Source organism: Thermoanaerobacterium aotearoense (assembly GCF_009905255.1).
In the GTDB taxonomy this organism is placed as follows: Bacteria; Bacillota; Thermoanaerobacteria; order Thermoanaerobacterales; family Thermoanaerobacteraceae; genus Thermoanaerobacterium; species Thermoanaerobacterium aotearoense.
Genome location: NZ_CP047602.1, coordinates 985,903 through 998,393 on the forward strand (window position 1 = coordinate 985,903; position 12,491 = coordinate 998,393).

Consider the following 12,491-nt stretch of genomic DNA (forward strand, 5'->3'; position numbering starts at 1 on the left):
ACAAAGGGATGCATATTTATGATGATAAATTATATAGTTAGCAAATTGAATAGGTGCGATAACAATGTAATATTGGTATTTGATGAAGACAATATTTTATCAAATAGTGATATAATTAGCATGCTAAAGGAAAATGGGTATGATATCTACGATTTTAAAGATCCAGATCTTTTTAGATATTATTTTGAAAGTAAATTTAAGATTGCTCCAAGTGGGAAATTGAAAAGTGGTGTGAAATTATTAATTAGATATGACGGTAAGATTACAATACCGTATGATATAAAGATGTCTTCTTCTAATATTGCAATTACATTAACCGAGCTATTCCCGAAATTAAATTATACTGTTTTAAAAGAGATGCATCCAGACATACTTAAAAAACTTTATTCGATTTATTCGTATTACACAGGCAAGCAATTAAGTGAAGCAGAAACTAAAGAATATATATTAAAAAATATATACGGAATTGTTCCTGAGGTTATTAATAATTATATTGATTTAATTAAAACCTTTGTTAATATTTATTACAAAGGAATAGAGCTGCCTGAGATTATCTTTGACTATTTCATAGAAAAGCTAAATAGCAAAGATTATTTTAAAAAGATAAAAAATAAAGAGGTGTTTTATACTAAAGATAATTTTTTTGCATATTTAGGTGATGAATGGAAGACATATTTAAATGATTTATTAAATAAGACTTCAAATGCGACGATTGATTTCGGCAATAATGATATAAAGGTGTATATCGATAATTTATTTTATGAAAAATATATTGATCCTGTGGTGATACATAATATTGATGCACTGCCAAAATGGACACATGCCGGTATAATCTATGATGAAAATTTAAGAAGGAAGAGAGAATTAGAAAATATTTTGTCAAGCGTAAAAGAAAAGATTGATAAGGCAAAATCGTATAGGGATTGGCAAAATATTTCTGAGCTTTGGGGAGAATCATTGTATATTTTCTATAGTGGAGATCGCTCTAACCATGAATTCCAGGATGTTCAAAAAGAAATAGAAGATAGATTTAGAAAATGGCTTATTAATGAATATAGTTATCTTTCTTCGGCATCTTATGTTAATGGACCAGTTATGCTTCATCATGTGCCATGGTATATAAATTATAAGATGAAAAAAGATGGTTTTGATAAAGTAGCGCTTTTAGTTTTTGATGGAATGTCTCTTGATGATTGGCATATTATTAAAGATTATCTGAAAGAAAAAGGATATTGGCATATAGAGTCAACTACGTCGTTTGCGTGGATACCGACCTTGACATCAATATCAAGGCAATCGATTTTTGCGGGTGAAATACCTGTGTATTTTAAAGATACATTGATGACGACCAATTATGAAGAAAGGCAATGGAAAAGATTTTGGATGAACCAAGGTTTATATTTGGACAATGTTTTTTATATGCGAAGTGTAATAGATTTTAAAGATAGCAGATTAAATGATATAATAAATAATCGTAAGGCGAAAATTTTAGGCTTTGTGGTGGATATTGTTGATAAGTTGATTCATAGACAAATACTGTCTGTAGATGGATTATATCAAGATTTAAAATTATGGCTTAAAAATAGTGATTTTAATTTATTTCTCGATAGTTTAGCAAAAAACGGATATGAAATTTTTATAACATCCGATCATGGGAACGTATATTCTATTGGAAATGGACGGCTAAATGAAGGCAGTATTGTTGAAATAGCTGGTGAAAGAGTGAGGATTTACGAACGCGGTTTAAATTATGATAAAGCGCTCAATAACAATAACGCATTCGTATGGACAGGTTTTGGATTGCCTGATGATTACAGTTTTATACTCTCTAATGGAAATAATGCATTTGTAGATAATGATAGAAGAATTATAACACATGGTGGAGCATCTATTGAGGAAGTGATTGTGCCATTTATTCGCGTAAGAAAGGAAGAACATAATGCAAAAAGTGGGCTTTGATAGAATGATAGAAATTGAGTGGCTTAATAAAACGGTAGAAATTTATAGTAAAGAATCTGATATAAAGATTATTAAACAAGAATTAAATGATTATTTAAAAGACAAAGTTATTTCTGATGATAATAGAAGAAAATGTGTAAATATACTGACAAGTACGTGGGTTTCAATGCCTGATGAATTTTCTAACTTGAGAGATAAGGCAATAAAGTTATACAATGATGCAAATGAAAATGAGAGATTATTAATTAATTGGTCAATGATGATGCTTGCTTTTCCTATATTTTGCGATATTATTGACACGATAGGTAAATTATTATATTTGCAAGATGATTTTGCAATTAAAACTGTTTTAAATAGGATATATGATAAATGGGGGGAAAGAAGCACAGTAAAATATGCTGTTCCTAGAATTATATATTCAATGGTACAATGGAAAGCTCTTGAAAAGAAAAATCCCGGAATATGCCAAAAGGCAAACATAATTGCCATAGATAATGTTGACATAGAGTTATTTTTTCTAGAATGTTATATGAGATCATTTAAAAAAGATTATTTAAATTTTTATGAAGTAAACAAATTAAATCCTTCTTTTCCATTTAGATTATCTATAGGGACTATGGATATACATAATTCGGATTCATTAAATTTATATAAAGTAAATAACAATTTACTTATCACTTTTGCGTGATAATTATGATATTTGAAGGTGATTTATTTTGGAAGCAATGCATGTCGTTTTAAAATACAATGATTCATTGTACAGTGTTGATACAATTGAAGAGCATATAAATGTAATTAAGAAAAAGGGAAAAGTAATTTGGGGCATAATAAAGCCAAATGAAAATAGTCCAGGTATAGGCAGAGATAAAATTAAAACGATAAATGATCAAATTCAAAATGGTATTGAGACAAAGGCATTTTTTTATAATCAAGGGCATATTAGGGGCATTGGCATAATAAGCAGATTTTGGGATAGAGATGAAATGAGGAATGGACAATATATAGAATTCATTCCTGAATATTATAGATCAGATATAAATAAGTGTGTTGGAGGAATAGAATTAAGAGAAATTACTAAAATAGATGATGATTCATTTGAAAGAAAAAATTTATATCAGCATGATAGAACTGAGAGAATAAATTTTGGAAATCAAGTAAACCCAATGTATGTTTTTGAAAAGGAGCCAAGATCATTCTTTTCAAAAAAAGGTTCCGATGTGATTAAAAATATTGAGGTAAAGCGAGATATGGAGAATACTTATACCACTATCAAAGAACAAATTACAAACATAAAAAACTACATAAGAAACCGTGGATTTTTGTACGGTGACAAACTGGTTGAAAACTACTATCTGTCTTTGAAGACGAAGCCTTTTTTGATATTGGCAGGTATATCAGGGACAGGCAAAAGCAAGCTGGCTAGGCTTTTTGCTGAAGCGGTCGGTGCGACTACGGAAAATGGTCGCTTTAAGCTTGTGCCTGTTAGGCCTGACTGGTCTGACTTTGCAGATTTATTGGGATATAAGGATTTAAATGGAAGATTTCATCCGGGAGTTCTTACTACTTTTGTAAAAGATGCGATGAAAAATCCACACTACCCGTATTTTTTCGTTTTGGATGAGATGAACCTTGCAAGAGTAGAGTACTACTTCAGTGATGTCTTGTCCATCATAGAATCGCGAAATAAAGTTAATAAAACTATTGTTACTGATAGACTTTTAAATAGAGAGCTCTTAGATAGGGATTTTTTTGATGAATACGGTGATATATACATACCTGATAATCTGTATTTCATAGGTACAGTCAATATGGACGAGACTACATTTCCATTTAGCAAGAAGGTTTTAGACAGGGCAAATGTGATAGAATTGTCTGATGTAGATCTTGACTATGCCTTCGAAGACGTAGAAGAGGTATTGCCGAAGAATTTAAACAATGATTTTTTAAGAAGTGACTTTCTTACGTTGAAAGACTGTTTTGGATACGATGATATTGTAGATGATACAATATCCATATTGAAAAATATAAACGAAGTATTGGGATATTATCGTTTTGGATACAGAGTTAGAGACGAGATATGCTTTTATATCATATACAATTCTATTTATGGTTTGATGGATTTTGATGATGCCATGGACTATGAGATACTTCAAAAGATATTGCCTAGGATAAATGGCAGCAGCATAGGCATAAAAAAAATACTTATAGAGCTTTTTAAGATATGCTCGGGTAACCTTGAGAATAGGTTTGACTACGACAGCGATGAAAGTGAGAAGATGTTTGAAGAGATAGCCAATGCGAAGTACAGAAAATCGTGTGAGAAGATAGCGTTTATGATAAGGAGATATGAGGAAGATGTTTTCACATCTTACTGGCTCTGATATAGAACTTCTAAATATATGGACTCCTAAGTTTTACTTCACTATAAAGGGGTCTCTTAAAGACCCAGATATGATGAAGCTTGATATAAATAAAGGCGTAAAATCAAGTGTAAAGATATCATGCAGGGATGAATATAAGGCAGAAGTTTATTCGCAGGAGTTGGGAGAGGCTGTACAATTGTCTGGTGAAATCGACCCTTTATTTTTTGAGCAACAGAATTATGAAATATTAATACAGAAAAGGTCAGAATGCGATATTGAGTTTTATCACGAAAATATAAACATCAGAAATAAAGTCAGCCCTGTAGGAAATGCGAAAAGAGGTTATGAGGCGAGACTTTTAACGGGTGTTGTCAATTTCACCAATGACATTGGCCTATCTGATTTGATAATCAAGGTTGATGGCAAAGAGTACTTGAGAGTGGAGATAGAAGTTTACCCTTCAAAAATAGATTATCGGGATGATTATAAAGCGATTTTAAAGGATATAAATGATGAGCTTTATAATTTGATTTTTGACTTTTATAAAAAGACGTATTTATTGACTGGACTTAGGGATACTGTTGGCAACAGCCTTACAGAGTTTTTTGCCATAATAAACCTTATATTTGATAGACTTGATCGTGCAATCGGGATAGTATTGAAAATGCCGCATCACGTATTGGCAAAAGAGAGGGTTGTGCAAAACAACTACAAGGTTAAGAGAGTAGACAATGAATGTATAAAGTGGATAAACAGGCATCAGCAGTATGTAAAAGCTTCAGGTGACGTGATTACTGTTGAAAAAGCGCTGTCTTTAAAAAATACTGTGACATTTGATACATTTGAAAACAGGCTTATAAAGTACATGATAAAGTCTGTGATAAATAGGCTTAGAATGCTTAAAAAGCGGTATACAGGCAAGAGTGACGATGGCACTACAACTGTGGATAGGGATATAATAGACAAAATAGATATGATGATTACAAAGCTTGATAAGCATATCTCTACCACGTTTTTAAAAGATGTTGAGGACATACACACAATGAATTCATTGTCGCTGGTTTTAAACATGGCAGCAGGGTATAGGGATGTTTACAAATATTACATAATGCTTCTAAAAGGGCTTATGATGAGGGAGGGCTTTATCAAGATTTCTCCAAAAAACATGGCACTTCTATACGAGTATTGGTGCTTTATAAAGCTTAATTCAATACTTAGGCATAAATACGATCTTGTAAGGCAGGACATCATAAAGTTTGAGAATAGTGGATTATCTGTAAAGATAAAGATGGGGGAAAAGTCAAAAGTAGAATATCAGAACCCTAGAAATGGCGAAAGGTATTTTTTAGCTTACAATAATAGGTATGGTGGCACTGCGACAGTAGCACAAAAGCCTGACAATGTTTTATCTCTAGAGAAAAAAGGATCAAATGTCAAATACAATTATATATTTGATGCAAAGTACAGGATATGTTATGACAATGACTACTTAAAAAAGTACTTTACGCCTGGACCTGAAGAGGACGATATAAATACAATGCACAGGTACAGAGATGCAATCGTGTATGAGAACAATGATAATCACAATTTTGAGAGGATGTTTTTTGGTGCATTTGTATTATTTCCTTATTCAAAAGAAGATGAATATAAGAATAATCAATTTTACAAAAGCATCGAGAAAGTAGGCGTAGGGGGCCTTCCTTTTTTGCCTAATGCTACACATCTTGTGGAGGATCTTTTGAATGAGGTAATTACTGATTCGCCTGAGACTGCATTCGAAAGCACAGTATTACAGCATGGCATGTACGAGTATCTTGAAAAAATAGAATTCAACAATAAAGAGGTTCTAGTAGGGAATTTAAGCAGCTATAAGCAGTTGGAGGTAAATCTTAAATATAAATTTTACCATATACCGTATTCTGAAATCAGATCTTCTATTAAATATATAAAGTATGTAGCAATTGCTCAGACAAAAGCAAAGGGCTTTGGTGATGATGCAGGCATAAGGTATTATGGTAAAGTAAAGAATTTTGAAATATTAAAGAGAAGCGAGATTAAGGAGATACCAAAGGATTCGGATGAACTATATGTCAGATTTACGGTTGATAAATGGGAAAAATTAGATAAAAAGATTGACTTGGCAGGATATAGGGTGCGTCGCCGCTTTTATACGAATCTATTCCTTTTAAAAAATGCGAAAATTGTTTCAGATCTTTTGTTAAAGACGAAAGACGATTATAGATTGTATCTTGAGCTTAAAAGACTGGATAAAATAAAAGTTGAACTAAATAAAGATGATGTAGACGATGATACAGCAATAAAAGGGATAGTATTCAAGAATCTTTACATTTGGTTAGTTGGTGATTCTTACCGTGTTTACAAAAATTCGATTTTATTAGATAATATAAATGTAGATGATTTCAGAAAAAGACCTAATGTTGCGATAAAAAGAATTAAGAAATACATTTGATGCTGTGTAATATTGATGTAGGAGGCAGAAAAATGTTAAACCTGTTTACTATATAAGCTCAAATAAAGCATCATATGTGAAATTGTTTTTCTTATGATATAATCAAAATAGGTGATGTAGATATGAGTAAAATAATAAAAAATAATTATACGGAAGTGGATTATGAAAACTGGCCAGAAGATGAAAGAGTTGAATTGATTGATGGACAGATATATGTGATGGCTCCGCCATCAAGGGTACATCAAGAAGTTTCAATGCAATTGTCAGTTTTAATATATAATTATATTGCTTCAAAGGGTGGAAGATGCAAAGTTTATTCTGCACCGTTTGACGTCCGACTAAAAGACAAAAATAATAAAATAAGCAGAGTACAACCTGATATATCTATTGTATGTGATGAGAAAAAGCTAAATGATAAAGGGTGTGATGGTGCGCCTGATATGATAATAGAGGTAGCCTCACCATCTTCTTTGTCAAGAGATTATGTTGTAAAAGTGAATTTATATCAAAACTCAGGTGTAAAAGAATACTGGATTGTGAATCCATATAAAAAAAGCATTATAGTTTTTAGAATGAACCAAAATGATGAATATAATGAGGTAGATCAATACAGCTTTGACGATACTATTAAAGTTGGCATATTTGAAGATTTAAAGATAGATTTTAAAAACATATCGATGTAAAAATCAATTAGACATAATTGGAGATGAAATTATGTTAAACCTGCTTATTCTGTTGGCTGAAAGATTCAGCATGATAGGACTTCTGGCTTTTATCTTGTCAAAAGCAAACTTCTTTAAAAAGGTTATAAGCAATAATGTAAGTTATAAAGACCTATCTATACTGATAGCCATATTCAGCTTGATTGGCATCATAGGAACGTATGCAGGTATTCCTATAAATGGTGCTATTGCCAATTCAAGAGTCGTAGGACCTATGATAGCAGGCCTTTTAGGTGGACCTTTTATTGGGCTTATTGTGGGATTCATAGCTGGGTTTCACAGATTTTTAATAGGTGGATTTACAGCTTTAGCTTGTGGAATATCGACAACAGCGGAAGGACTTATAGGCGGCATCATAAAGAAATACTACAAAAATACTGTCGATTGGAAAGTAGCATTTTTAGCAGGCATAATCGGTGAGACACTGCAGATGATACTGATCCTTGCCATATCGAGGCCTTTTGCCAGTGCATTATCACTTGTAAAAGTGATTGGCGTACCTATGATATTGGTTAATTCAACTGGGATTGCCGTGTTTATGCTGATCATCAAATCAGTATTTGATGAGATTGACACGATACAGTCAAAGCAAGCCAAGATAATCCTTGATATTACGTCTAAGACAATACCATATATTAGAAACGGATTAAATATTGAGACAGCGAAAATTGTTTCTGAGATCATATATGAGGCGATTGATGCAGATGCTGTCGTCATAACCGATATGAAGACGATTTTGGCCTCTGTAGGATTAGATGGGGCGGATGAAAAATGGCATATATTTAAAAAGTCTGAAGTTAACGCATTCAGGTTTAAAAAAGTTTATGTAGAAAACAGCAAAAAAGGCCTGTGCCTTTTATCGTCTGTGACAGCACCGCTTTACTGTTACGATGAATTAGTAGGTACGCTCAAGATTTTTCGCAAGAATAAGTTTGTAAACAGCACAGATATAGAAGTTGCAAAAGGACTAAGCAATTTAATTTCGAACCAGCTTGAAATCGCTGATGCAGAAAATCAGAAAAGGATTGCCGATGAGATGAAGTTTAATGCACTGCAGGCGCAGATAAATCCTCATTTTCTCTTTAATGCGCTGAATACTGTCATTTCATTTATACAGTACAATCCTGATGGTGCCAGCAAACTTCTTATAACATTAAGCGAATATTTGAGAAACAATCTAAGACATGCTGGGAAATGGATAACCGTAGGCAAGGAAATCGAAAATATTGACGCCTACTTGTATATAGAAAAAGCACGCTTTGGCGAAAAGATAAATGTGATCAAGGATATTGACAGTGATATTTTAAATATGTACATTCCTGCTTTGTTGATACAGCCTATTGTGGAAAATGCTGTGAAACACGGCATTCTGCCGAAAGATAATGGCGGCACTATAATAATAAGGGCCAAAAACAATAAAGATTTTATCAGGTTTTCGGTGGAAGACGACGGAGAGGGAATGGATAACCAGATGCGCTTGAAGATCTTAAACGGTGAGTCAGAAAACAATGCAGGTATAGGTCTTCACAATGTGTATGAAAGGGTTAAAAGCATATATAAAAGTGCTTTTTTTAAGATAGATAGCAAAAAAGGATACGGTACAAAAGTTTCGTTTGATTTTCCGAAATTTTACGAAGAAAGGAAGGAGGAAGTTTTTGGTGGTCTTAAAGTCTCTAATAGTAGATGATGAAATTCCTGCAATAGAAGGATTAAAGCGTCTTTTAGAAGATTATAAAAATACTTTAGAAGTCGCAGGGACAGCTACAAATGGCACAGAGGCATTTGAAAAGATCATAAGTTTAAAGCCAGATGTAGTTTTTTTAGATATAGACATACCAAAGATAAATGGCATCAATGTTGCAAGCAACATATCATCGCTTGAAAAAGTACCATTGGTCATATTTGTCACAGCGTACGATAGCTATGCAATAGATGCATTTGAGATTGGTGCTGTTGACTATCTTTTAAAACCTATAAATCCATGTAGATTAAGTAAGACAATCAATAAAATAGCTGGAATGATAGATAAACCGGATCAGTGGGAAAGCTATATAGACGACGAGGCGAAGTTCTTTGAAAAGCAGTTTAATAAGTTGCCTGTAGAGAAGTTTGGCAGGATCAGGCTTATAGATTTTGACGAAATCGTGTATGCGGAGGCGATGGAAGGTAAGGTGATGGTCAAGACAAAAAACGACATCTTTGAATACAACGATACTATGAAGAATTTAGAGAGCCGACTTAAAGAGCCATTATTCTTAAGGGTGCAGAAAAGCTTCATAGTCAATTTGAATAACGTTGTAGAGATACTGCCATGGTTTAAAGGGACTTATTGGCTTACAATGAATGACGATAAAAAGACTAAAATATCCGTCAGCAAAAACAAGATAAAAGAACTTAAAACGATATTAGGTCTTAGCAGAAATTAGAAATGTAAACATTTCTTTTTGATAACGTATATTTCTTTTTAACCCTTTATCGTTTACTTTCATGGCATAATCGATGAATTTTATTCACCTTTATTTTATACTCCTTATAGAATCAAAAATATAAGGAGGTCTTAATTTATGAGCGCAATAGTATTAGTTGTTGCTGCTGCATGTATATTTGCATTGGCATACCGTTTTTATGGCGCATTTATAGCATCAAAAGTTTTAATGCTGGATGAAACAAGAAAAACACCTGCATACGCATTGGAAAATGGTTATGACTACGTGCCGACAAATAAGTGGGTACTTTTTGGTCACCATTTTGCAGCTATAGCGGGAGCAGGTCCATTGGTAGGTCCGGTTCTTGCTGCACAGTTTGGATACTTGCCAGGCACACTTTGGATATTGATAGGTGCGGTTTTAGCAGGTGCAGTGCATGATATAGTTATCTTGTTTGCATCTGTGCGGCATGAGGGCAAATCCCTGGCAGAGATTGCAAGAGCAGAAGTAGGAAAATTTTCAGGTTTCGCTGCAACGATGGCTGTGATATTCATTTTGCTTATTACCGTCGCAGGACTTGCAATCGTTGTCGTGAATTCTCTATTCAATAGTTCTTGGGGTACTTTTACTGTAGGTGCTACGATACCTATCGCGCTGTTTATGGCCATCTACATGAGATGGATAAGACCTAATAAAGTATCTGAAGCCACTATAATCGGTGTGGCACTAATGATTATATCAGTTGTATCTGGCCCTGCTATTCAACATTCAGCATTAGCACCATATCTGACATTTAATCAACACCAGATGACGATTATTATAGCTGTCTACGGACTTGTAGCTGCAGTTTTGCCAGTATGGCTGCTTTTGACACCGAGGGATTATTTAAGCACTTATATGAAGATAGGCGTTATATCTTTATTGGCAATCGGCGTAATATTTGTTAATCCTATGATAAGGATGCCTTTGACTACAAAATTTATACATGGCGGTGGTCCTATAATACCCGGTAAAGTATGGCCGTATGTATTTATAACTATAGCATGTGGAGCACTATCAGGATTCCATTCTCTTATAGCTACAGGTACAACGCCTAAGATGATTAAAAGCGAAAAAGACATTTTGCCTATAGGATATGGCGCGATGCTTGTAGAAGGGTTTGTATCTATAATGGCGCTTATTGCTGCTACAAGCTTGCATCCTGGTGATTATTTTGCCATAAATGTACCGCCACAGGTATTTGCACATCTTGGAATGAATACTGTTGATCTTTCAGCGCTTTCAAAAGCTGTTGGAGAGACTTTGGCAGGAAGGACTGGCGGTGCAGTTACTTTAGGCGTAGGTATGTCGTATATATTTTCATCTATTCCAGGCTTTAAAGAATTGATGTCATATTTGTATCATTTTTCAATACTATTTGAGGCCTTGTTTATACTGACGACTGTCGATGCAGGCACAAGAATTGGAAGGTATGTCTTGCAAGAAGCTGGCGGATATATATACAAGCCATTGAAAAATAAGAATTGGTGGCCAGGTATCATAATCACAAGCGTTGTATTTACATCTGCGTGGGGCTATCTGGTGTACAATGGCAGTATATCTACAATATGGCCTTTATTTGGTACATCAAATCAGCTTTTGGCATCAATTGCATTAGCAATCGGTACGACAATGCTTTTAAAAAGAGGAAAGGCAAAGTACATTGCCATAACAGCAGTGCCTTTTGCATTTATGATAGTTACAACAGTTACAGCGGCGTATTTGAATATCGTGACGAATTATCTGCCATCAGGCAATACAGTTTTAATAGTTTTCTCAATAATAATTTTACTGTTAGCTGTGGCTATAAGCATCGATTGTGTGACGAAGTGGATCAAGATATACAGGGAAATGCATTCACAAGATATAGCTGCAAATTTAGAAACATCCAATTAAAAGCAATAAAAAGGACAGGTGAAGGCCTGTCCTTATGTATTAATATTCTTCTTTTCTTACACCAAATTCAGCGGATTCAACCCATTCATAAGAGTGGTTCAATAATGCTATTATGTCTTCGATTATCTCATAATGTTCTTCTTCTTGCTTTATAAGGTATTTGAAGATTTCACTTTCTTCTACATCATTGCTGCCATTTAAAAGCCTTTTATATAGATCTATGCTTTCCTTTTCTTTATCTAAAATCAGCCTGTATCCTTCAATCTGTCCCGGTATGTCTTTTATATTGGTTTTAAAATTTTTTGCGCTAAAAAATATGTTTTTAGCCTTTTTCAAATTCCTATCATCTTTTAATTCAAATGTAATTTCATTCATTTTATTTTTTAGTATTTCTGCATGTGTCATTTCATCTTTTGCCATCTCTTTAAATACGTTGTAAAGTTCGTTGTCTTTATTTAATTCAGCTTGTTCATTATAGTAATTTACACCATCAAGTTCCATTTTGATTGCATACTCTAAAGGATTCATATAATCATCTCCATTATCAATAAATAATAATTTTCTTTTAATAACATTATAACATTATTTGCTAATTAATTAAATAGGGAAATGGAAA

Annotated in this window: 9 protein-coding genes; 8 read left to right on the plus strand and 1 reads right to left on the minus strand. The window is 33.4% G+C overall.

Annotated features, from left to right (window positions below; all coding sequences use genetic code 11):
- Positions 1-18: 18 nt before the first annotated feature.
- The 8 genes from pglZ (at position 19) to GSH73_RS04920 (ending at position 11,875) form a co-directional block, all read left to right on the plus strand.
- Positions 19-1,959 (plus strand): BREX-3 system phosphatase PglZ, encoded by a 1,941-nt coding sequence (pglZ, locus tag GSH73_RS04885; RefSeq protein ID WP_014759117.1) that lies wholly within the window; start codon positions 19-21, stop codon positions 1,957-1,959.
- On the plus strand, positions 1,940-2,647 hold the full coding sequence (locus GSH73_RS04890; RefSeq protein ID WP_014759116.1) for a hypothetical protein: 708 nt from the start codon (positions 1,940-1,942) through the stop codon (positions 2,645-2,647). The genes pglZ and GSH73_RS04890 overlap by 20 nt, the downstream gene beginning before the upstream one ends.
- Positions 2,648-2,684: 37 nt before the next feature.
- On the plus strand, positions 2,685-4,340 hold the full coding sequence (locus GSH73_RS04895) for an McrB family protein (RefSeq protein WP_038068451.1): 1,656 nt from the start codon (positions 2,685-2,687) through the stop codon (positions 4,338-4,340).
- On the plus strand, positions 4,306-6,792 hold the full coding sequence (locus GSH73_RS04900; RefSeq protein WP_233432480.1) for a DUF2357 domain-containing protein: 2,487 nt from the start codon (positions 4,306-4,308) through the stop codon (positions 6,790-6,792). The genes GSH73_RS04895 and GSH73_RS04900 overlap by 35 nt, the downstream gene beginning before the upstream one ends.
- A 122-nt stretch (positions 6,793-6,914) precedes the next feature.
- Positions 6,915-7,475 carry a Uma2 family endonuclease gene (locus GSH73_RS04905; RefSeq protein ID WP_014759113.1) on the plus strand — a complete coding sequence of 187 codons (561 nt, stop codon included), beginning with the start codon at positions 6,915-6,917 and terminating at the stop codon, positions 7,473-7,475.
- Between the two features lie 31 nt (positions 7,476-7,506).
- A complete protein-coding gene (locus GSH73_RS04910) occupies positions 7,507-9,201 on the plus strand; it encodes a LytS/YhcK type 5TM receptor domain-containing protein (RefSeq protein WP_014759112.1) in 1,695 nt (564 codons plus the stop codon).
- The gene (locus tag GSH73_RS04915) at positions 9,173-9,940 is read left to right on the plus strand and encodes a LytR/AlgR family response regulator transcription factor (protein WP_014759111.1); all 768 of its coding nucleotides are present in this window, start codon (positions 9,173-9,175) and stop codon (positions 9,938-9,940) included. The genes GSH73_RS04910 and GSH73_RS04915 overlap by 29 nt, the downstream gene beginning before the upstream one ends.
- A gap of 138 nt (positions 9,941-10,078) precedes the next feature.
- Complete coding sequence (locus GSH73_RS04920) at positions 10,079-11,875, plus strand: carbon starvation CstA family protein (protein ID WP_014759110.1); 1,797 nt, start codon at positions 10,079-10,081, stop codon at positions 11,873-11,875.
- A gap of 39 nt (positions 11,876-11,914) precedes the next feature.
- On the opposite strand, the gene GSH73_RS04925 is transcribed toward GSH73_RS04920, so the two are convergent.
- The gene (locus tag GSH73_RS04925; RefSeq protein WP_014759109.1) at positions 11,915-12,403 is read right to left on the minus strand and encodes a ferritin-like domain-containing protein; all 489 of its coding nucleotides are present in this window, start codon (positions 12,401-12,403) and stop codon (positions 11,915-11,917) included.
- Positions 12,404-12,491: the final 88 nt, after the last annotated feature.

What these genes read in the sequence shown, in the direction of transcription:
- pglZ (WP_014759117.1), top strand. Translation starts at nt 19, where the DNA reads ATGATGATAAATTATATAGTTAGCAAATTGAATAGGTGCGATAACAAT.
- GSH73_RS04890 (WP_014759116.1), top strand. Translation starts at nt 1,940, where the DNA reads ATGCAAAAAGTGGGCTTTGATAGAATGATAGAAATTGAGTGGCTTAAT.
- GSH73_RS04895 (WP_038068451.1), top strand. Translation starts at nt 2,685, where the DNA reads ATGCATGTCGTTTTAAAATACAATGATTCATTGTACAGTGTTGATACA.
- GSH73_RS04900 (WP_233432480.1), top strand. Translation starts at nt 4,306, where the DNA reads ATGAGGAAGATGTTTTCACATCTTACTGGCTCTGATATAGAACTTCTA.
- GSH73_RS04905 (WP_014759113.1), top strand. Translation starts at nt 6,915, where the DNA reads ATGAGTAAAATAATAAAAAATAATTATACGGAAGTGGATTATGAAAAC.
- GSH73_RS04910 (WP_014759112.1), top strand. Translation starts at nt 7,507, where the DNA reads ATGTTAAACCTGCTTATTCTGTTGGCTGAAAGATTCAGCATGATAGGA.
- GSH73_RS04920 (WP_014759110.1), top strand. Translation starts at nt 10,079, where the DNA reads ATGAGCGCAATAGTATTAGTTGTTGCTGCTGCATGTATATTTGCATTG.
- GSH73_RS04925 (WP_014759109.1), bottom strand. Translation starts at nt 12,403, where the DNA reads ATGAATCCTTTAGAGTATGCAATCAAAATGGAACTTGATGGTGTAAAT.